At 69.7% G+C, this 21,347-nt stretch carries 13 protein-coding genes; 5 read left to right on the forward strand and 8 right to left on the reverse strand.

Features of this window, described 5'->3' with window-relative positions:
• Both FD678_RS03715 and FD678_RS03720 read right to left on the reverse strand, forming a co-directional pair.
• On the reverse strand, nt 1–1,494 hold the full coding sequence (locus FD678_RS03715; protein WP_140719379.1) for an alanine/glycine:cation symporter family protein: 1,494 nt from the start codon (nt 1,492–1,494) through the stop codon (nt 1–3).
• A gap of 166 nt (nt 1,495–1,660) precedes the next feature.
• Nucleotides 1,661–2,209 carry a GNAT family N-acetyltransferase gene (locus FD678_RS03720; protein ID WP_140719381.1) on the reverse strand — a complete coding sequence of 183 codons (549 nt, stop codon included), beginning with the start codon at nt 2,207–2,209 and terminating at the stop codon, nt 1,661–1,663.
• Between the two features lie 120 nt (nt 2,210–2,329).
• Between FD678_RS03720 and FD678_RS03725 the strand changes: the two genes are divergently transcribed.
• The gene (locus tag FD678_RS03725) at nt 2,330–4,828 is read left to right on the forward strand and encodes a glycogen/starch/alpha-glucan phosphorylase (RefSeq protein WP_140719383.1); all 2,499 of its coding nucleotides are present in this window, start codon (nt 2,330–2,332) and stop codon (nt 4,826–4,828) included.
• Between the two features lie 51 nt (nt 4,829–4,879).
• A complete protein-coding gene (locus FD678_RS03730; protein ID WP_140719385.1) occupies nt 4,880–5,359 on the forward strand; it encodes a hypothetical protein in 480 nt (159 codons plus the stop codon).
• Between the two features lie 17 nt (nt 5,360–5,376).
• Here the strand turns inward: FD678_RS03730 and FD678_RS03735 are convergent, their stop codons facing one another.
• The 4 genes from FD678_RS03735 to cysD form a co-directional block, all read right to left on the reverse strand.
• Nucleotides 5,377–8,502, reverse strand: coding sequence for an efflux RND transporter permease subunit (locus FD678_RS03735; RefSeq protein WP_140719387.1), 3,126 nt, complete (start codon nt 8,500–8,502; stop codon nt 5,377–5,379).
• On the reverse strand, nt 8,499–9,566 hold the full coding sequence (locus tag FD678_RS03740; RefSeq protein WP_140719389.1) for an efflux RND transporter periplasmic adaptor subunit: 1,068 nt from the start codon (nt 9,564–9,566) through the stop codon (nt 8,499–8,501). Before FD678_RS03740 ends, FD678_RS03735 begins: the two co-directional genes overlap by 4 nt.
• 427 nt (nt 9,567–9,993) lie before the next feature.
• Nucleotides 9,994–11,853 carry a sulfate adenylyltransferase subunit CysN gene (gene cysN / locus FD678_RS03745; protein WP_372237521.1) on the reverse strand — a complete coding sequence of 620 codons (1,860 nt, stop codon included), beginning with the start codon at nt 11,851–11,853 and terminating at the stop codon, nt 9,994–9,996.
• Between the two features lie 128 nt (nt 11,854–11,981).
• Entirely contained in the window at nt 11,982–12,890 is a 909-nt protein-coding gene (gene cysD / locus FD678_RS03750; protein ID WP_140719393.1) for a sulfate adenylyltransferase subunit CysD, read from the reverse strand.
• A 201-nt stretch (nt 12,891–13,091) separates the two neighbouring features.
• On the opposite strand from cysD, the gene FD678_RS03755 reads away from it, so the two are divergent.
• From FD678_RS03755 to FD678_RS03765, 3 genes are all read left to right on the forward strand, one after another.
• Nucleotides 13,092–14,942 (forward strand): assimilatory sulfite reductase (NADPH) flavoprotein subunit, encoded by a 1,851-nt coding sequence (locus FD678_RS03755; protein WP_140719395.1) that lies wholly within the window; start codon nt 13,092–13,094, stop codon nt 14,940–14,942.
• An 84-nt stretch (nt 14,943–15,026) separates the two neighbouring features.
• Complete coding sequence (gene cysI / locus FD678_RS03760; protein WP_140719397.1) at nt 15,027–16,733, forward strand: assimilatory sulfite reductase (NADPH) hemoprotein subunit; 1,707 nt, start codon at nt 15,027–15,029, stop codon at nt 16,731–16,733.
• A complete protein-coding gene (locus FD678_RS03765) occupies nt 16,730–17,452 on the forward strand; it encodes a phosphoadenylyl-sulfate reductase (protein WP_140719399.1) in 723 nt (240 codons plus the stop codon). The genes cysI and FD678_RS03765 overlap by 4 nt, the downstream gene beginning before the upstream one ends.
• Nucleotides 17,453–17,829: 377 nt before the next feature.
• On the opposite strand, the gene FD678_RS03770 is transcribed toward FD678_RS03765, so the two are convergent.
• Together FD678_RS03770 and FD678_RS20365 are read right to left on the reverse strand one after the other, a co-directional pair.
• Nucleotides 17,830–19,254, reverse strand: a complete 1,425-nt coding sequence (locus FD678_RS03770) for a PepSY-associated TM helix domain-containing protein (protein ID WP_218569476.1) — start codon at nt 19,252–19,254, stop codon at nt 17,830–17,832.
• On the reverse strand, nt 19,251–21,293 hold the full coding sequence (locus FD678_RS20365) for a TonB-dependent receptor (RefSeq protein WP_140719401.1): 2,043 nt from the start codon (nt 21,291–21,293) through the stop codon (nt 19,251–19,253). The genes FD678_RS03770 and FD678_RS20365 overlap by 4 nt, the downstream gene beginning before the upstream one ends.
• Between the last annotated feature and the right edge of the window lie 54 nt (nt 21,294–21,347).

The raw sequence follows: 21,347 nt of genomic DNA on the forward strand, positions 1-21,347 counted from the left end.
TCAGGGTTTCTTCTTCCAGAAATCGGCATTGCGGACGCCGGCCACGTCCGGGTCGAACACCGGGTCCAGGCCGAGCTTCTTCTGCCGCTCGTAGTCGCGCAACGCCAGCATTGCCGGCTTGTGCAGGATCAGGATGGCGATGATGTTCAGCCACGCCATCAGGCCCACGCCGATGTCGCCCAGCGCCCAGGCCTGCTGCGCGTTGCGCCAGGCGCCGAACACCACCATCGCGATGATGCCCAGGCGCAGCAGCAGCACGGTCAGCGGCCGGTGCCGGTTGTGGTTGACGTAGCTCAGGTTGGTCTCGGCCATGTAGTAGTAGGCCATGATCGTGGTGAACGCGAAGAAGAACAGCGCCACCGCCACGAAGATGGCGCCCCAGCCGGGCAGCACCGATTCCACCGCGGCCTGGGCGAACCCGGGGCCTTCCTCCACGCCCGGCACGCCGCTGAACAACGGTGCGCCGCCGCCCGGCGAGTACACGTTGAACATGCCGGTGGACAGCACCAGGAACGCCGTCGAGGTGCACACCATCATCGTGTCGAAGTAGATCGCGAAGGCCTGCACGTAGCCCTGCTTGGCCGGGTGCGACACCTCCGCCGCGGCCGCCGCGTGCGGGCCGGTGCCCTGGCCGGCTTCGTTGGCGTAGATGCCGCGCTTGACGCCCCACTCCACCGCCAGGCCCATGATGGCGCCGAAGGCCGCATGCGCGCCGAAGGCGCTGCTGATGATCGTCGCGAACATCTCCGGCACGCGCTCGACGTTCAGCACCATCACCGTGATCGCCATCAGGATGAAGCCCGCCGCCATGAACGGCACCACCACCTCGGCGAAATTGGCGATGCGCTTGACGCCGCCGAAGATGATGATGCCCAGCAGCAGCGCCACCACGGCGCCGACCCCGAGCTTGAACGCGTCGCGGGCCGGCATCCCCAGCCACTGCCCGTCCATCGGGCCGCACAGCGCAGTGCCGGCGCAGACGTTGGCGGCGCTGTCGGCGATCGCGTTGGCCTGCACCCCGGGCATCAGGAAGCCGGCGGCGACGATGGTCACCACCGCGAAGGCCATCGCATACCACTTCAGGCCCATGGCCCGCTCGATGTAGTAGGCCGGGCCGCCACGGTAGCGGCCATCGGCGTCCTTGACCTTGTAGATCTGCGCCAGCGTGCTTTCCACGTACGAGGTGGACGCCCCCAGGAAGCCCATCACCCACATCCAGAAGATCGCACCGGGCCCGCCGAAGGCGATCGCGGTGGCCACGCCGGCGATGTTGCCGATGCCGATGCGGCCGGCCATCGACATCGCCAGCGCCTGGAACGAGGACACGCCTGCCTCGGACTTCTGGCCGCGCACGGTCAGGAGGCACATTTCGAAGAACCCGCGCACCTGCATGAATCGGGTACGGAAGCTGAAGAACAGGCCGGCGCCCAGGCATATCGCGATCAATGCCTTGCTCCAGATGACGCCGTTGACGGCGTTGATGATGGATTCCATGCAGTTCCCCGGAAGATGGTTACAGAATCGCCCCGGAATGCGGGGCTGGCCCTGATTGTGCATGAATCGCTTGGAACGCGCTGATCCGGGCGACTGCGGGAGGGGTCCCAATCCCGACGGGCTCCTTGGATTCGGGGTTGAAACCCCTCCCACGAGGATCCCGGCCTCATGCCGGGGCCGGGACCGCCGGCGGGTGGATCCGCCCGAACACGCGCAGGTCGTGCAGCCCGTCGGGCTTGGCGATCGCGCAGCGGCGCACGCCCTCCTCCTGGAACCCGTTCTTGAGCAATACCCGGGCCGAGGCGGGATTGATGTCCAGCACGTGCGCCTCGATGCGCGCCAGCGCCAGCGCCGGCACCGCCCAGTCCAGATAGGTCGCCACGACCCGGGTCATCCAGCCCTTTCCCCAATGCCGCCGCCCCAGCCAGTAGCCCAGTTCGGCGGAATGCGCGCGCTCGCCGCTGCCCTGGCGCAATCCGATTCCCCCGCAGGCCTCGCCGTCGATCTCGATCGCCAGCACGGGCTGGGTCAGGTCCACCACCCGCCCGGACAGGAAGGCCTCGCCGTCCGCGCGCGTGTACGGATGCGGGAAACGCTCGCTCAGCCCGCGCACCACCTGCGGATCGTCGGCATGCCGGAGCAGCGCCTCGAGGTCGCCAGCCTGCCAGCGCCGCAACAGGAATCCCCCGCCCTGCAACCGCAATGCCTCGTACATGCCGCCTCCCGGCCCGATTCGCGGCACCGCCGCGGGCCGACAGGATTTACCGGTCACATGGATGCAGGCAAGCTCGCGAGTGCAAGCGGCACCGCACTCCTTCCCCCACGGAGATCCCGCATGACCCGCATCAGCCTCGCCGACCTGATCAATCGCTACGGCGCCGGTCCGGTGGATTTTTCCGGCGACCCCAACGCCCTGTTCGAGCGCCACCTCACCTTCGACCACATCCTGCGTCCCGAGACCGCGACGATGCGCGAGCGCTACGAGGCCGCGGCGGCTTCGCTGCGGGACGTCCTCAGCCAGCGCTGGATCGCCACCGAGGCAACCTACCGGGCACGCAACGCCAAGCGCGTGTACTACCTGTCGATGGAGTTCCTGATCGGCCGCCAGCTCGCCAACAACGCGATCAACCTGCAGTTGGACCTAGCGCTGGAGCAGTTGCAACAGCAGCACCACGCCTCGGCGCTGGCGCAGCTGGAAGAGGAAGAGCCGGACGCCGGGCTCGGCAATGGCGGCCTCGGCCGCCTGGCGGCGTGCTTCCTCGACTCGATGGCCACGCTCGGCCTGCCCGGCATGGGCTACGGGCTGCGCTACGAATACGGCATCTTCCACCAGCAGATCGCCAACGGCTGGCAGCGGGAAACGCCCGACCATTGGCTCGCCCGGCCCGACCCCTGGGAGATCGCCCGCCCCGGCGAAGCGGTCGAGGTGACCCTGCACTGCGCGCTGGAACTGCGCGGCGGCGTGTTGCGCGCGGTACCGGGCAAGCCCTGGACGATGCTCGGCATCCCCTACGACCGCCCGGTGGTCGGCTATGGCGGCAGGACCATCAACACGCTGCGGCTGTGGTCGGCGCAGGCGCCGGTCTCGTTCGACTTCGCGCAGTTCAGCAGCGGCGATTTCGTCGGCGCGTTCGCCGCCTCGCTGGGCGCGGAAACCATCACCCGCGTGCTCTATCCGGACGACAGCACGGTCTCCGGCCAGGCGCTGCGGCTGCTGCAGGAATACTTCCTGGTCGCCTGCTCGGTGGCCGATCTGCTGCGCCGCTTCCGCGCCGCCGGCAACGACTGGATGCAACTACCGGACAAGGCCGCGATCCAGCTCAACGATACCCACCCGGCGCTGGCGGTGCCGGAGCTGATGCGGATCCTGCTCGACCAAGCGGGACTCAACTGGGACCTGGCCTGGGACCTCACGCGCCGCACGCTCGCCTACACCAACCACACCTTGCTGCCGGAAGCGCTGGAACAATGGCCGGTGGGCTGGTTCGAGGCGATGCTGCCGCGGCACCTGGAGATCATCTACGAAGCCAACCGCCGCCTGCTCGACCAGGTGAGCATGCGCTGGCCGGGCCGCCTGGAACGGCTGCGCCGGATGAGCCTGATCGAGGAAGGCAACGGCAAGCGCGTGCGCATGGCGCACCTGGCGATCCTCGGCAGCCACAGCGTCAACGGCGTGGCGGCGCTGCACACGCAACTGCTGCAGCAGCGGGTGGTACCGGAGTTCGCCGAGATGTTCCCGGAGCGCTTCAACAACAAGACCAACGGCGTCACCCAGCGCCGCTTCCTGCGCGTGGCCAACCCATCGCTTGCGCGGTTGCTGACCGCGCGCCTGGGCGAGGGCTGGATCACCGACCTGGAGCAACTGGAGCGGCTCGCCCCGCTCGCCGACGACCCCGACTTCCGCCAACAGCTGCGTGTCACCCGCTACGAGGCCAAGCTGCGCTTCTGCGAATGGCTGCGGCATGCCGGCGGACCGGCGCTCGACCCGGAGACGATCTTCGACACCCAGATCAAGCGCATCCACGAGTACAAGCGCCAGCTGCTCAACGCGCTGCACATCGTGATGCTGTACCGGCGGCTGCGCGAGCAGCCGGATGCGCCGCTGCCACGCCGTACCTTCCTGTTCGCCGGCAAGGCCGCGCCCGCCTACGCGCTGGCCAAGCTGGTGATCAAGTTCATCAACAATCTCGCCGCGACCATCGATCGCGACCCGGCGATCGCGCAGAAGCTGCGCGTGGTGTTCATCCCGGACTATCGCGTATCGGTGGCCGAGAAGCTGATCCCGGCCAGCGACGTGTCCGAGCAGATCTCCACCGCCGGCTACGAGGCCAGCGGCACCAGCAACATGAAGTTCATGATGAACGGCGCCCTGACCATCGGCACCCGCGACGGCGCCAACATCGAGATCGCCGAGGCCGTCGGCGAGGACAACCTGTTCCTGTTCGGCCTCAACGCCAGGCAGGTCCGCGACGGCGCCGGCTGGTACGACCCGCGCTGGCACTACGAGAACGAGCCGGATACGCGCGCTGCGCTGGACCTGATCGCCTCCAACCACTTCAGCCCGGACGAACCGGGCGTGTTCGCCCCGCTGCTGGACACGCTGCTGCACGTGGACCACTACCGGCACCTGGCCGACCTGGGCAGCTATGCGGCCGCGCAGGCGCGGCTCGGCACGCTGTACGCCGACCCGGAGGCGTGGTCGCGCAAGATGGTGCTCAACATCGCCGCGTCCGGCCGTTTCTCGAGCGACCGCACCATCGCCGAGTACGCGCGCGAGATCTGGGACGTGCAGCCGGTGGTAGTGGAAGCGCCAGATTCCACGATGGCGGGGTAACCGATCGGATCAGGCTATCCTGCACGCTCCGCCAGGATGGAAGGAACGAACATGCATGTCGCCAAGATCGCGTCGTATGCGCTGGCCCTCGCCACGACGGCCTTTGCTGGCTGGCTGTACGGAAGAGTGAGCACGGAGATCGACGCCCATGCCGAAATGATCGCCTATGCCTGGATCAATCACGCCGTCGCGGCAGCGGACCAGCGCAGCGGCACACCGCGCGCGCCGGAAGAAGTCGCTCGGATGGTCAACGACGGATTGGTCGCGCAGACCACCGTCCTGGCATTGAACTACGATGGCATCCGCAACGAGAGCTTGCGTTGGCAGATCGCGCGCTTCGCCGGAAAGCTCGCCACGCAACCCGACAGCCTGCGGCCAACGATCCTTAGGGACGATAGCCATCTGCAAGCACGCGAACTGCTGCGGTGCTTTATGGAGCAGGCGGACGGCAGTCTTCCCACCGGCAGCCAGGATTGCGCCCTCGGCCTCCTGGAAGCCAGCAAAAGAACCAAGGCGGACCCAAAGACGTAGGCAATGCCCTTCCGCCCTCACGCATGCCCGCCGACCGATGGCGTTCGCGCCTCCAGCGCCTGCAGCTCGCGCGCCAGGGCTTCCGGCGACTTGGTGAACGGCGCGATCAGCGAATAGAACGCGGGTACCACGTACAGCGACAACAGCGTCGACAGCGACACGCCGAAGATCACCACCACGCCGATGGTCGCGCGGCTGGCCGAGCCGGGACCGCCGGCCACCACCAATGGGATCGCGCCGACCACGGTCGCGATCGAGGTCATCAGGATCGGGCGCAGGCGCACCGCCGCCGATTCGACGATCGCCTCGTGCACGCTGCGGCCCTCGTCGCGCAACTGGTTGGCGAACTCGACGATCAGGATGCCGTTCTTCGCCGCCAGGCCGACCAGCATGACGATCCCGATCTGGCTGAACAGGTTGAGCGTGCCGCCGGTGACCCACAGCCCGACCAGCGCGCCGAGCACCGCCAGCGGCACCGTCAGCATGATCACCAGCGGATGCGCGAAGCTCTCGAACTGCGCCGCCAGCACCAGGTACACGATCAGCAGCGCCATCGCGAAGGTCAGCAGCACGGCGCTGCCGGACTGCAGGTACTCGCGCGATTCGCCCTTCCAGTCGAGCTGGGCGTAATCGGGCAGTTCTTCGGCGGCCACCTGCTGCACCCAGGCGATCGCCTCGCCGAGCGGGTAGCCCGGCGCGAGGCCGGCATTGATGGTGATCGAACGCAGCCGGTTGAAGCGGTTGAGCGTGCCCGCCTCGGCCACTTCGGCCAGCGTGACCAGGTTGGACAACGGGATCAGCTCGCCGCTGGCCGAGCGCACGCGGATCGCGGCGAGGTCTTCCGGCGACATGCGCCCCTGGCGGCCGGCCTGCAGCATCACGTCGTACTCCTCGCCGTTGTCGACGAAGGTGGTGACGCGCACCGAACCCATCAACGCTTCCAGCGCACCGCCGACCTCGGTGACCGGCACGCCCAGGTCGGCCGCGCGCAGGCGGTCGATGTTCACGCGCATCTGCGGCCGGGTCTCCTTGTAGTCCGAATCCGGGCCGATCAGCCCCGGGTTCTGCTCCATCCGTTGCAGGATGCGATCGCGCCACCGGGCGATCTCGGCATACTCCGGCCCGCCCAGCACCAGTTGGAAAGGCTGGCCGCGCCCGCGCACCAGCCCGCCGCCGACCTGCGTGCGCGCCCGCACGCCGGTCAGCACCGACAACTGCTGCTGCAGTTCGTCGGCGACCTCGGTGGTCGGGCGGTCGCGCTTGTCCCAGTCCTGCAGGAACACGCTGACCCGGCCGGTATGCATCTCCTCGCTACTGCCCCAGCCGCCCGGCACGCGCGGGTTGGCGCGCACGATCGGCTTGTCCGGGCCGATGTAGGGCGCGAGTATCGCCTCGACCTGGTGCATCTGCCCGACGGTGTAGTCGAAACCGGCGCCTTCCGGGCCGTCGATCATGATCTGGAAGCTGCCGCGATCCTCGGCCGGCGCCAGCTCGGAAGGGATCCGCGTCAGCAACCAGGCACTGGCGCCGAGCGCCCCCAGCATCAGCAGCCCGAACAGCCAGCTGCGGCCCACGCTGCGCTCCAGCGAGCGCCGGTAGGCGGCGCTGACCCGCTCCATGCGCGCATTGAACCAGTGATGGAACCGGTTGGGCTTCTCCTTCGCGTGCGGCTTGAGCAGCTTGGACGACATCATCGGCGTGAGCGTCAGCGCCACGAACGCCGAGATCGCCACCGCCGCCGCCAATGCCACCGCCAGCTCGCGGAACAGGCGCCCGGTGCTGCCTTCGAGGAAGCCGACCGGCAGGAACACCGCCACCAGCACCGCGGTGGTGGCGATCACCGCGAACGCCACCTGCGCGGTGCCGCGCCGCGCGGCCACCAGCGGCGGCTCGCCCAGGTCGATGCGGCGCTGCACGTTTTCCACCACCACGATCGCATCGTCCACCACCAGGCCGATGCACAGGATCAACGCCAGCAAGGTCAGCAGGTTGATCGAGAAATCGAACGCATACAGCGCGATGAACGCGGCGACCAGGCACACCGGCACCGTCACCGCCGGGATCAGCGCGGCGCGCACGCTGCCGAGGAACACCCAGATCACCACCAGCACCAGGATCACTGCTTCCACCAGCGTGTGGTAGACGCGCTCGACCGAGGCGTCGATGAAGGTGGTGGTGTCGAACGCGACGAAGATGTTGGTGCCCTGCGGCAGGGTCTTCTGCACCTCCTCGGCTTCCTGGCGCGCGGCGCGCGCCACGTCCAGCGCGTTGGCGGTGGAGTTGCGCACGATGCCCAGGCCGATGTTGGGCACGCCGTTGCTCTTGAAGTAGGCGCGGCGCTCGGCCGAGGTCAACTCGACCTTGGCCACGTCGCCGAGGCGCACCACGTAGCCTTCGCCGCCCTTGCCCAGGGGCAGCCGCGCGAAATCCTCCGGCTTGAGGTAGCTGCGCTCCACGCGCAGGGTGAAGTCGCGCTGTTCGGATTCCAGGCTGCCGGCCGGCAGTTCGACGTTCTCGCGGCCGAGCGCGGTGCGCACGTCGGCCACGGTCAGCCCGCGCGCGGCGAGCTGGTCGCGGTCGAGCCAGATCCGCATCGCGTAGCGCTGGCGACCGCCGATGCGTACCTGCGCCACGCCGTCCAGGCTGGAGAAGCGGTCCACCACGTAGCGCTCGGCGTAGTCGGACAGCTGCAGCGTGTCCATCGTCGAGGAGCTCATGTTGAGCCACAGGATCGGGTCGGCGTCGGCCTCGACCTTGGAGATCTCCGGCGGCCGCGCCTGGTCGGGCAAGCGGTCGGTGACGCGGCTGACCGCGTCGCGCACGTCGTTGGCGGCGGCCTCGACGTCGCGGTTCGGCTTGAACTCGATGTTGATGTCCGAGCTGCCGTTGCGGCTGCGCGCCTCGATCGTCTCGATGCCCTCGATGCCGGCGAGCGCATCCTCCAGCACCTGGGTGATGCGGCTTTCCACCACCGAGGCGGAGGCGCCGGTGTACTCCACGTCCACCGAGACGATCGGCGGATCGATCGCCGGCAGCTCGCGCAGGGTCAGCCGGGTGAACGACATCACCCCCAGCACCACCAGCAGCAGGCTCATCACCACCGCCAGCACCGGGCGGGCGATCGAAACGTCGGAGAGTTTCATCCGGCTTCCTTCGCCGCGGCCTGCGCGGCTTCGCCGCCGTCGCGGACCTTCAGGCCCGGGCGCAGTTTGCCGGTACCGTCGACCACGACCCGCTCGCCGGCGGCCAGGCCGTCCACGATCTCGACCTTGCCGTCGCGGCGCTCGCCGGTGCGCACGTCGGCGCGCTCGACGCTGCCGTCGTCCTTGACCCGGTAGACGAACGAATCGCGCCCGACCTGCACCACCGCGATCTCCGGGATCACCAAGGCCTGCCGCGCCGGCTGGTACAGCCGCACGTCGAGCAGCATGCCCGGGCGCAGGCGGCGATCGGCGTTGTCGAAGTCGGCGCGCACGGTGACCGCGCGGGTGGCCTCGTCCACGCGCGAATCGATCGCCGCGACGGTGCCCTCGAACCGCTCGCCAGGATAGGCGGCCGCGCTGCCGGTGACGGCATGGCCGATCCGCACCAACCCGAGTTGCGCCTCCGGCACCTGGAAATCCACGTGCATGCGCTCGATGTCGTCGAGGGTGGCGATCACCGTCTGCGCGGTCACCAACGAGCCGGGGCTGACCTGGCGGATGCCGAGCACGCCCGAGAACGGCGCCCGCACCTCGCGGTCGCGGATGTCCGAGCGCATCTGCTGCACCCGCGCCAGCGCGGCATCGCGCAGGGCGCGCTGGGTATCGAGGGTGGAACGGGCGACCAGTTGCTGGCCGATCAGTTCCTGCTGGCGCCGATAGAGCTGGTCGGCTTCCTCGAAGGTGGCCTGGGCCGCCGCCAGCGCGGCCTGCTGCGAATTGCCGCGCAGCGACACCAGCAGTTGCCCGGCCTTCACCTCGTCGCCGCTTTCGAAGTGGACCTGCTCGACCACGTCGCTGACCGCCGCGGTCAACGCCACCGACTCGCGCGCCCGTACCGTGGCGATCGACTGGACGGTGGAATGCCAAGGCTGCGCCGCCACCGCCTGGATCGTGACGGGGATCGGAGCGCCGGCAGCTGGCTCGTGGGCCTGGCGGCCGCACGCCGCCAGCCCGATGGCCAGCAGCCCGGCAACCACGGCGCGCGCGCGGTGTCGAGAAAGCATCGAGAGGTCCTGACTACGGTTGCCCCGAGTTTAACGAGAGGACATGGCACCGGCCGCCCCGGAACGCCCCTGAATCGCCATGACCAAAGACCCTTGCCATGGTGCATTTCCCGACCAGGCAGCCGCGGCCCGCTGCCGTTCCTCACGAGAGAGCTTCTTTATACAGGGGGAAGGCGGCAGGCGTTTCGAGGCTAGCCGCCCGGCTTCCGTCGAGGGACAACGGCAGCAAGGCCGCCGTAGGCGCTGCATGCCTCAGGCCCTGCCCGCTGTTCATGATTCCACCTGGCTTTTCCGCTTTTCGGGACTCATGGCGGAGCCTACGACAACGACGCCTGCAAGAGCGACACGAATGGCCTCGACGAGAAAGCCGGGGCACTGCTTCGCGCCGGCGAGAGGTGTTCGCCGCACGGCGGATGCCCGGCCAGGCTCAGCGATCCAGCCCCAGGTACTCCAGCACCTGCGCCGCCAATGCCTCCACGTTTTCGCCATCCGCCCGCAGATGCAGCTCCGGATGCTCCGGCGCCTCGTACGGCGAATCGATGCCCGTGAAATTCGGGATCTGCCCGGCGCGCGCCTTCGCGTACAACCCCTTCACGTCGCGCGCCTCGGCCACTTCCAACGGCACGTCGACGAACACCTCGACGAACTCGCCCTCGGCGAAGCGCTCCCGCGCCATCCGCCGCTCCGCGCGGAACGGCGAGATGAAGCTCACCAGCACGATCAGGCCGGCGTCGGTCATCAGCTTGGCGACCTCGGCGACGCGGCGGATGTTCTCCACGCGGTCCTCCTCGGTGAAGCCCAGGTCGCGATTCAATCCATGCCGAACGTTGTCGCCGTCGAGGATGAAGGTGTGGTAGCCGAGCGCGTGCAGGCGCTTGTCCACCCGGTTGGCGATGGTCGACTTGCCCGCGCCGGACAGGCCGGTGAACCACAGCACCCTGGGCGACTGGCCCTTGATCCGCGCCCGCGCGGCCTTGTCCACGTCCAGGTGCTGCCAGTGCACGTTGCCGGCGCGGCGCAGCGCGAACTCCAGCGTGCCGGCGGCCACGGTGGCATTGCTCTGGCGGTCGATCAGGATGAAGCCGCCCAGCACGTGGTTGCGCGCATAGGGCTCGAACGCGATCGGCTCGTCCAGCGACAGGTTGCAGTAGCCGACCTCGTTCAGTTCCAGTCGCTTGGCCGCCAGGTGCTCCTGCGTGTTCACGTCGACGCGGTGCTTGATCTCGCTGACGCTGGCCGAGACCGTGCGCGCACCGATCTTCAGCCAGTAAGGCCGGCCCGGCAGCAGCGCCGCGTCGTCCAGCCACAGCACGTGCGCGGCGAACTGGTCGGCCACTTCCGGCGGATCGCCGGCGGCGGCGATCACGTCGCCGCGGCTGACGTCGATCTCGTCGGCCAGCGTCAGCGTCACCGCCTGCCCGGCGCGCGCGACCTCGGCGTCGCCATTGGCATCCAGCACGCGCGCCACGCTCGAGCGCCGCGCCGACGGCAGCACCACCACGGCATCGCCCGGCCGCACCTCGCCCGCCGCGATCGTGCCGGAGAAGCCGCGGAAATGCTGGTTGGGCCGGTTCACCCATTGCACCGGCAGGCGCAGGCCGCTGGCCTCGCCGTGCGTTTCGACCCGCACCGTTTCCAGATGCTCGAGCAACGACGGGCCGCCGTACCACGGCGTGTTGGGCGAACGCGTGGAGAGGTTGTCGCCTTCCAGCGCCGACAGCGGGATCGCCTGCACGTGCGCGATGCCGAGCTGCGCGGCCAGCGCGCGGTAGCCTTCGGCGATCGCCTCGAACGCGGCCTGGTCGTAGCCGACCAGGTCCATCTTGTTCACCGCCAGCACCACGTGCGAAATGCCCAGCAGCGAGACGATGTAGCTGTGCCGCCGGGTCTGCGTCAGCAGGCCCTTGCGCGCGTCCACCAGCACCACCGCCAGGTCGGCGGTGGAAGCGCCGGTGGCCATGTTGCGGGTGTACTGCTCGTGGCCCGGGCAGTCGGCGACGATGAACTTGCGCTTGTCGGTATCGAAGTAGCGGTAGGCCACGTCGATGGTGATGCCCTGCTCGCGCTCGGCGGCCAGCCCGTCCAGCAGCAGCGCATAGTCGATGCGCTCGCCCTGGGTGCCGTGGCGGCGGCTGTCCTTCTCCAGCGCGGCGAGCTGGTCGTCGAACAGGCGCTTGCTGTCGTACAGCAGCCGCCCGATCAGGGTGCTCTTGCCGTCGTCCACGCTGCCGCAGGTGATGAAGCGCAGCAGGGGCTTGGTTTCGTGCTGGTGAAGATAGGCGCCTATGGCGCTATCTTCGCCAGGATTGGGGATTCGGGATTGGGGATTCGCAAAGGCGGGAATCCCGGCCGTCGCGCCCGTCGCAGCAACCCGCTCTTGCCAATCCCCAATCCCCAATCCCGAATCCCGGCTCATCAGAAATACCCCTCCAGCTTCTTCTTCTCCATCGACGCGCCCGGATCGTGGTCGATCACCCGGCCCTGGCGCTCGGAGCTGGTCGCGACCAGCATCTCGGCGATGATCGCCTCCAGCGTGTCGGCGGTGGACTCGATCGCGCCGGTCAGCGGATAGCAGCCCAGGGTGCGGAAGCGCACCGATTTCAGCTGCGGCACCTCGCCCTCGCGCAACGGCAGGCGCTCGTCGTCGACCAGGATCAGCGCGCCGTCGCGCTCGACCACCGGGCGCTCGGCGGCGAAGTACAGCGGCACCACCGGGATGTTCTCGCGGTAGATGTAGAGCCAGATGTCCAGCTCGGTCCAGTTCGACAGCGGGAACGCCCGCACGCTCTCGCCGGGGTGGATGCGGGCGTTGTAGACGCTCCACAGCTCCGGGCGCTGGTTCTTCGGATCCCAGCGGTGCTTGTCGTTGCGGAACGAGAACACCCGTTCCTTGGCGCGCGACTTCTCCTCGTCGCGGCGCGCGCCGCCGATGGCCGCGTCGAACTTCCACTTGTCCAGCGCCTGCTTCAGGCCCTGGGTCTTCATCACGTCGGTGTGGATCGCGGCGCCATGGCTGATCGGCCCGATGCCCTGGGCGACGCCCTCCGGGTTAATGTGCACGCGCAATTCCACGCCGGTCTCGGCGGCGCGGCGGTCGCGGAAGGCGATCATCTCGCGGAACTTCCAGCGCGTGTCCACGTGCAGCAGCGGGATCGGCGGCGGGGCGGGTGCGAACGCCTTCAGCAGCAGGTGCAGCAACACCGAACTGTCCTTGCCGACCGAATACAGCAGCACCGGGTTGCGGAACTCGGCGGCGACCTCGCGCAGGATGTGGATGCTTTCGGCCTCGAGCCGGTCGAGGTGGGACAGGGAAGGAGCGCTCATCGAACCACGAAGCAGGCGGATAAAGGCAGGGCCCAGCGTAGCAGCGGCCACGCCCGGCCAGGCGACCGGGACCGGCAGTGTGTCGTCCGGCCGCCACGCGGCGAAATAAGCGACGGGCATAAGCGGATAACCGCTGGTCCTTTCTGAACGGAAAAACGCTTCTCTAACATCGGACGTCCTCCTTTTGTATCCGGAACGGGAATGACCGCCGCCACCGCCCCATCGCTTCCCAGTCCCCTGCCCGAGGACCGCAGGGCCCTGCTGGCGAAGCTGGTCGAGGGCCTGGACGGTCCGTCGCTGTGGTGGCTGTCCGGCTATACCGCCGGGCTCGCCCAGGGCCATGCCGCGCCGCCTTCGCTGGCGCTGGTGCCGGGCGGCGGCGGTGCGGTGGCGGCCACAGCCGGCCAGCGCCTCACCGTCGTGTACGGCAGCCAGACCGGCAACGCGCGCCGTGCCGCCGAGCAGTTGGTCGCCGAGGCGGAGGCCTCGGGGCTGTCGGTCCGGCTGGTCCGCGCCGATGCCTACCCCACCCGCGAGCTGGCCGGCGAACGCCTGCTGTACGTGGTGATCAGCACCCAGGGCGAGGGCGACCCGCCGGACGACGCGATCGGCTTCGTCGAGTTCCTGGCCGGCCGGCGCGTGCCCAAGCTCCCCGACCTGAAGTACGCGGTGCTCGCGCTGGGCGATTCCAGCTATGCCGACTTCTGCGGCATCGGCCGCCGCATCGACGCGCGCCTGGCCGAGCTCGGCGCCACCCGCCTGCAGCCGCTGGGCGAGGCCGACCTGGACATCGACACCGTGGCCGCGCCGTGGCGCCAGCAGGCGCTGGCCCGGGCCCGCGAATTCCTCGACACCGCGCCGGCCGGCAACGTCACCCCGCTGCGCCATGCCGCGCCGGCGGCGCACGCCTGGTCGCCCACCCACCCGTTCGCCGCCGAGGTGCTGGCCAACCAGCCGATCAGCGGCCGCGAGTTCAAGGGGCCGGCGTTCCGCGTCTACGGTCCTGCATCCAAGCACGTACGCCACCTCGAGCTGTCGATCGCCGGCAGCGGCCTGGCCTACGAACCCGGCGACGCCCTGGGCGTGGTGCACCGCAATCCGCCGGTGCTGGTCGAGGCCGTGCTGCAGGCCGCACGCCTGGATGCCGGTACCGAGGTCGCGCTCGGCAAGGAAACCCAGCGCCTGGCCGAATGGCTGGCCGCGCGCCGCGAGCTGACCAAGCTGTCGCGGCCGTTCCTGGCCGCGCATGCCGAGCGCAGCGGCGCCGAGGAGCTGAAGCGCCTGCTCGACCCGACCCAGACCGCCGGCCTGGCAGCGCTGCTGGCCGACCACCAGGTGGTCGACGTGCTGCGCCGCTGGCCGGCGGATTGGGACCCACAGGGCCTGCTCGAGGCGCTGCGCCCGCTCGCCCCGCGCCTGTATTCGATCGCCTCCAGCCGCAAGCGGGTCGGCGAGGAAGTCCACCTCACCGTCGACGAGCTGCGCTACGAGGCGCACGGCCACCCCCACGTCGGCAGCGCCAGCGGCTTCCTGGCCGCGCTGGCCGAGGGCGACAGCGTGCCGGTCTACGTCGAGGCCAACGAGCGCTTCCGCGTCCCCGCCGACGGCGAGCGCGACATCGTGATGGTCGGCCCCGGTTCCGGCGTCGCGCCGTTCCGCGGTTTCGTGCAGGAGCGCGCCGAGACCGGCGCCCGCGGCCGCAACTGGCTGTTCTTCGGCGCCCAGCACTTCAATACCGGCTTCCTCTACCAGACCGAGTGGCAGGAAGCGCTGCACCGCGGCGAGCTGCACCGCCTGGACCTGGCGTTCTCGCGCGACCAGCCGCGCAAGGTCTACGTCCAGGACCGCCTGCGCGAGCGCGGCGCCGAACTGTACGCCTGGCTGCAGGGCGGCGCGCACTTCTACGTCTGCGGCTCCATCGCCATGGGCAAGGACGTGCACGCCGCGTTGCTGGACGTGGTGGCCGCGCACAACGGCGGCAACGCCGAAGCCGCGGCCGAGTACCTCGCCGCCCTGCAGGCGGAGGGCCGCTACGGCCGCGACGTCTACTGAAAGAAGCCGGCACGGCGGTCCGGATCCGCAGGAACGAGAACCCGCGCGACCGGTCGCCGCCCTCCACATCGGAATGCAAGCCCCATGAGCCATCCTTCCGTCGAAGACATCAAGATCAACAGCCGCGGCCTGCGGGGCACGCTGCTGGAAGGCCTGGCCGACCCGGTCACCGGCTCGCTGTCGTTCGAGGACCAGCGCCTGGTCAAGTTCCACGGCACCTACCAGCAGGACGACCGCGACATCCGCGACGAGCGCCGCCGGCAGAAGCTGGAGCCCGCACACCAGTTCATGATCCGCATCCGCGCCCCGGGCGGGGTGTTCAGCCCCGAGCAGTGGCTGAAGCTGGACGCCATCGCCACCACCTGGGCCAACCACTCGCTGCGCGTCACCACCCGCCAGACCTTCCAGTTCCATGGCGTGATCAAGCGCGAACTGAAGGCGACCATGCAGGCGATCAACGCCGCCGCGCTGGACACCATCTCCGCCTGCGGCGACGTCAACCGCAACGTGCTGTCGACCAGCAACCCGCTGCAGTCGCGCCTGCATGCCGAGGTGCACGCGTGGGCGCAGCGCCTGTCGGCCGAGTTCCTGCCCAGGACCCGCGCCTACTACGAGATCTGGCTGGACCAGGAGAAGCTGGCCGACAGCGGCGAGGAAGAGGACCCGGTCTACGGCAAGGCCTACCTGCCGCGCAAGTTCAAGATGGCCGTGGCGGTGCCGCCGACCAACGACGTGGACGTGTTCGCCAACGACTTCGGCCTGATCGCCATCGTCGATGCGGACGGCGGCCTGGCCGGCTTCAACGTGACCATCGGCGGCGGCATGGGCGCCAGCCATGGCGACCCCAAGACCTATCCGCGCCTGGGCAGCGTGATCGGCTTCGTCGCGCCCGACCAGGTACTGGCGATCGCCGCGGCCGCGGTGACGGTGCAGCGCGACCACGGCGACCGCGTCGAACGCAAGCATGCGCGCTTCAAGTACACCATCGACGACCTCGGCCTGGATGCCGTGGTCGCGCTGATGGAGGAACGCGCCGGCTTCCCCCTGCAGCCGGCGCGGCCGTTCCGCTTCGACCACAACGGCGACCGCTTCGGCTGGGTCGAGGGCGAGGACGGGCGCTGGCACCTGACCCTGTCGCTGCCGACCGGCCGCATCGCGGACCGCCCCGGCACGCCGCACCTGAGCGGCCTGCGCGAGATCGCCCGGGTACACCGCGGGGAGTTCCGCCTGACCGCCAACCAGAACCTGATCGTCGCCGGGGTGCCGGCCGGCGAGCGCGAACGCATCGACGCCCTGGTCCGCGCCCATGCCCTGGACCAGGACAACCGCGCCCCGACCGCGCTGGCGCGCGCCTCGATGGCCTGCGTCGCGCTGCCGACCTGCGCGCTGGCCATGGCCGAGGCCGAGCGCTACCTGCCCGACTTCAATGCCAGGTTGCAGCCCCTGCTGGAAAAACACGGACTGGCGGAGGCGCCGATCCTGCTGCGCATCTCCGGTTGCCCCAACGGCTGCTCGCGCCCGTACCTGGCCGAGATCGCCCTGGTCGGCAAGGCGCCCGGCCGCTACAACCTGATGCTCGGCGGCGACCACCGCGGCCAGCGCCTGAACACGCTGTACCGAGAAAACATCACCGAACCCGAGATCCTGGCCGCGCTCGACCCGCTGCTGGCCCGCTACGCCGCCGAGCGCGGCGGCGACGAGGGTTTCGGCGATTTCCTGCACCGCAGCGGCGAGATCGCCCTGCCCGCCTATCCCACCCATCGCGAAATCTCACTGGAACTGCGCGCATGACCGCCCGTCCCGCCTCCAACGACCACGACGCCCCCTACGACCTGGAATCGGTCAACGCGCGGCTCGAGAAGCTCGATGCCGTCGAACGCGTGGCCTGGGCGCTCGAGCACGGACCGAAGCAGGCCGCGCTCTCCTCCAGCTTCGGCGCGCAGTCGGCGGTGACGCTGCACATGCTGACCCGGCAGAAGCCGGACATCCCGGTGATCCTGATCGATACCGGCTACCTGTTCCCGGAGACCTACCGCTTCGCCGACGCGCTGACCGAACGGCTCGGCCTCAACCTCAAGGTCTACCGCCCGCTGGTCAGCCGCGCCTGGATGGAGGCGCGCCACGGCCGCCTGTGGGAACAGGGCGTGGTCGGCATCGAGCAGTACAACAACCTGCGCAAGGTCGAGCCGATGCGCCGCGCCCTCGACGAACTGCAGGTCGGCACCTGGTTCACCGGCCTGCGCCGCCAGCAGGCCACCAGCCGCGCCAACACCCCGATCGTGCAGCAGCGCGGCGAGCGCTGGAAGATCAGCCCGATCGCCGACTGGACCGACCGCGACATCTGGCAGTACATGAAGGCGCACGACCTGCCCTACCACCCGCTGTGGGAACAGGGCTACGTCTCGATCGGCGACTTCCACACCACCCGCCGCTGGGAACCGGGCATGCGCGAAGAGGACACCCGCTTCTTCGGCCTCAAGCGCGAGTGCGGCATCCACGAGGACATCTGAGCGGCCCGGCGGACAAGCGCCTGGGGTGACTCCTGTGGCAATGACTCCCGTGGCAGCAGCTTCTATGGGAGCGGCTTCTGTGGGAGCGACTTCAGTCGCGATGAGGCCCTACCGACAAAGCCCTGTCGCGACTGAAGTCGCTCCCACGATGATTCAGGCCCTCGATGGCCGGCGAGCAGGCACGCCAGCCCAACCACAATCATTTCCAGCGCCGCCGGCAGCGGCACCTCTGTCATCGGAGCAGCCCCCCATCACCAGTACGCGCCCCACCACGCACTGTGGGAGCGACTTCAGTCGCGGCGGGCCTTACCGGTAAAGCCCGTCGCGACTGAAGTCGCTCCCACAATGATTGTTCCGGCCTGCTCAGCGGCCGACGATCAGCGGTGCCGTCCCGGCCACAAACGGTCCAATCCCAGCACCACCAGCATCGACAGCCCGGTCAGCGGGAACAGCACGCCGCCGATCGCCAGCAGCGCGGTCACCACGCGCAAGGTGCGCGGGTCCACCGGTGCCGGCGGCACGCCGAGCCGCCCTGCCGGCCGGCGCTTCCACCACATCGCCACGGCGCTGGCGCACAACACGACGATGCCCAGGCACGCCACCAGCAGCACGAGCTGGTTGGCGACCCCGTACTGCTGGCCGAGATGCACGTTGATGCCCCACTCCGCCGCGCGCGCCAGCGCGCCGTAGTCGGCATAGCGCATGTCCAGCAGCACCCGGCCGCTGTACTGGTCGAGATGGACCACGCGCTGGCGCGCCAGGTCGGCCGGGTAGACCGAAGCGGTATAGACCCCTTCCGCGCCGCGCGGCAACGACACCGCATAGCCCGGCGCGACATCCAGCGCATCGAAGCGCGCGAGCGCCGCGTCCAGGCCGATCGCGCCGGGCTGCGGCGCGTAGTCGCCCGCGCCGGCGGCCATGGCATGCGCCGCATGTGCCGCCGGCTCGTGCCCGGCATGCGGTTCGGAACGCGGTAGCCGCGCCTGCCGCAACGACCACGCCGGTACCGTCGCGTCGGCCAGGCGCTGGTCGGACATCGGCACCTGCACGCGCAGCCCGGCGGGATAGCCGTAGTCATGGCCGTTGAGCCACGCGTTGACCTTGGCGCCCCACAGCCACGACCACGGCAGCCCGGTCAGCGCCAGGAACAGCAACACGCCGCCGACGGACACGCCCAGCGTCGCGTGCAGGTCACGCCAGAACAGCCGCTGCCGCGGCCGCCCACGCGGCGCGAACCCGAATCCCCGCGCGGAGCCGTGCGGGCGCTTGCGAGGGGCTCGCGCCGAGGCCCACCACAGGTAGAAGCCGGTCAGCACCAGCAGGATCGCCCATCCCGCCGCGACCTCGATCATCGCGTTGGCCTGCACGCCGAGCAGGTCCAGGCTGTGCAGGCGCCGGATCGTCCAGGCCACCGTGCCGTGCTCGGGCAAGGTGCCGAGCACGCGCGCCCGGTACGGATCGACATAGACCACCTGCCGGCTCCCGTCCGGCGCGACGATGCCGACCTCGGCGCTGGCATCCGCCCGCTCGGGCGCGACGTAGCGGAAGACCTGCCCGGCCTGCCTGCGCAACGCCGCTTCCAACTGCGCCCGGGCAGGCTGCCGCGGCCCGTCCGCCGGCGCCACCACTTTCAGATCGTGGTGGAAGAACCGGTCGATCGGCTTCTGGTACAGGAACGCCGCGCCGGTCAACGCAAGCCAGGCCAGGAACGGCAGCACCAGCAGGCCGGCATAGAAATGCCAGCGCCAGACCGCACGGTAGAAGCGCCAGGGCGCCGCCTCGCCTTCGCGCGACCGGCTCACAGGCGCCTCGTCCAGTTCACGTAGAACGCACGGCCATCGCCCGGGGAATAGCCGGACGACCCGCTGTCGTACCAGGCGTAGGCGTAGAAGCGGTCGGTCACGTTCTTCAGCTGCAGCGAGAACGCATTGCGCGCATCCGGCGTCCAGGTCGCGCCGAGGTTGCCGAGCACGTAGCCACCGTAGCGGCCGAGCGTATTGGTGCGCTCGACGTAGTAATCGCCCTGGCCGTTGCCCCAGGCGCTGAGCTTGAGCCGGGCGCCGGCCTGCCATTCCACGCCCGCGTTCGCCAACCAGCGGGGCACGTTCTCGATCTCCTTGCCGCGCGTGTCGGGCGCGCCCGGGTCCGGCGCCACGATCGTGGCCTTCTGCCGCGAATACGCCAGCCACGCGCGCCAGCGCTCGCCCGGCTGCAGGTTGAACTGCGCATCCCAGCCCCTGCGCAGCGTCTTGCCGACGTTGGCCACGTCGCCGACCGCGACGCTGCCGTTCACCCCGAGCACCGTGGCGACCTCGCCCGATGCACGCTGCTCCCAATAGGCCAGCCGTGCGTCCGCCCAGGGCCCCGGCCGGAACTTCAGGCCGGCTTCCCACCCGGTGTTGATCGATGGCGCCAGGTCGTTGGCCCCGGTGCGGTAGGCGCCGTTGCCGGTGCCGATCTGGAAGCTGCGGCCCCAGTTGGCATAGGCGGTGGAGGTCTCACCCAGGCGGTAGGCGGCGCTGAACTTCGGCTGCCGGATCGTGCCGTAGCCGTAGACCGGATAGCGTGCGCCGTTGGCGACGTCGTCGAAATCGCCGTGGACGCGGTCGATGCGATAGGCCGGCACCAGCTTGAGCCGCTCGCCCGGGCGGATCACCGCCTGCACGTAGGCGCCGCGCGTGTCCAGCGCGTGGGCCCAGTCGCGCAGCACCGTGCCGCGCGCGCCGTCGACGATGCCGAAGCGGCGCGCGACGTTGTCCTGCCACTGCGCGTCCACGCCGCCCTCCAGCGCGAACTCGCGCGCCCATGCCACCTGCGGCGTCCAGGTCGCGTTGGCGAGCAGGCCGCGGTGGGTCTCGTCGTTGTAGCGCTCCTGCCGCGCGCCGGCGGCGGTGAACTTCACCACCCGGTCGTTGGTGTAGCGGTTGACGTAGGCCTTGGCGTTCCAGTTCCAGTCGGCCCCGATGCGGCCATCCAGGTGCAGCGCGGTCTGCACGGTCTGGCGCTCGCTGCGATCCTGGTCGGAATACGCCGGCGAGCTGCGCGGGCGTGCCACCGCGTCGGCATAGGCCAGGTAGCCGGATTCCTGCGCATCGTTGTGGAAATAGCGGGTACTGAGCCCGGCACGCCAGCGATCCTCGGGATCGGCATAGAACCACTTGCCGGCGAAGGTGCGCTTGATCGCCCGCGCATGCTCGCGATACCCGTCCGAATCGCGCCAGCCGGCGAAATAGTCCTGGCTCCACGGCCCCTGCTCGAAGCCCTTGGCGAGCTGCACGTCGCGCGTGCCGAAGCTGCCGGCGGTGACGCTCAGCGCGCCCTCGTCGCCGCCGCTGCGGGTGACGACGTTGACGTCGCCGGCGATGGCGTTGAGCCCGTAGCGCGGATCGTTGGTGCCGCGCACGATCTCGATCGCGGCGATGTCGAGCGGGAACACCGCGTCCAGGTACGGCATCCCGCCGGCGTTGTCGTTGGACGGCACGCCGTCGATCAGTAGCTTGACCGCATTGATGCGGCCCTCGCCGTTGAAGCCGCGGAAGGAGATGCGGCCGGCGTCGGTCCCCATCTTGAACTGGGTCACCTGCACGCCAGGCGCGCGCGCGAACAGTTCCCAGCTGTAGTCGACGCGCTGGTCCTGCACCAGGTCGGCGCCGAGCACGTCGACCGAGGAGAACACCCGCCCCACCGGCAAGCTGCGCTCGCCCGCGGCGCGGGCCTCGGCGCGCACCGTGCCCAGGGTGAGCACGGAATCGTCCTGCGGGGCGGCATGCGCGGTGCAGGCGAGCACGCACAGCACGGCACCGGCCAACGGTATTGGAGCGGGATGGACATGGCGGTTCATGCGAAAGACTCCTCCCGTCCGCGGCGGCGCAAGGCCGGCGCGCCGCGGACGGGA

This window comes from Pseudomonas sp. Hp2 (assembly GCF_006386585.1).
Taxonomy (GTDB): domain Bacteria; phylum Pseudomonadota; class Gammaproteobacteria; order Xanthomonadales; family Xanthomonadaceae; genus Pseudomonas_S; species Pseudomonas_S boreopolis.

Bases quoted from the DNA above. Each gene is read 5' to 3' on its own strand.
- FD678_RS03715 (WP_140719379.1), bottom strand. From the start codon at position 1,494: ATGGAATCCATCATCAACGCCGTCAACGGCGTCATCTGGAGCAAGGCA.
- FD678_RS03720 (WP_140719381.1), bottom strand. From the start codon at position 2,209: ATGTACGAGGCATTGCGGTTGCAGGGCGGGGGATTCCTGTTGCGGCGC.
- FD678_RS03725 (WP_140719383.1), top strand. From the start codon at position 2,330: ATGACCCGCATCAGCCTCGCCGACCTGATCAATCGCTACGGCGCCGGT.
- FD678_RS03730 (WP_140719385.1), top strand. From the start codon at position 4,880: ATGCATGTCGCCAAGATCGCGTCGTATGCGCTGGCCCTCGCCACGACG.
- FD678_RS03735 (WP_140719387.1), bottom strand. From the start codon at position 8,502: ATGAAACTCTCCGACGTTTCGATCGCCCGCCCGGTGCTGGCGGTGGTG.
- FD678_RS03740 (WP_140719389.1), bottom strand. From the start codon at position 9,566: ATGCTTTCTCGACACCGCGCGCGCGCCGTGGTTGCCGGGCTGCTGGCC.
- cysD (WP_140719393.1), bottom strand. From the start codon at position 12,890: ATGAGCGCTCCTTCCCTGTCCCACCTCGACCGGCTCGAGGCCGAAAGC.
- FD678_RS03755 (WP_140719395.1), top strand. From the start codon at position 13,092: ATGACCGCCGCCACCGCCCCATCGCTTCCCAGTCCCCTGCCCGAGGAC.
- cysI (WP_140719397.1), top strand. From the start codon at position 15,027: ATGAGCCATCCTTCCGTCGAAGACATCAAGATCAACAGCCGCGGCCTG.
- FD678_RS03765 (WP_140719399.1), top strand. From the start codon at position 16,730: ATGACCGCCCGTCCCGCCTCCAACGACCACGACGCCCCCTACGACCTG.
- FD678_RS20365 (WP_140719401.1), bottom strand. From the start codon at position 21,293: ATGAACCGCCATGTCCATCCCGCTCCAATACCGTTGGCCGGTGCCGTG.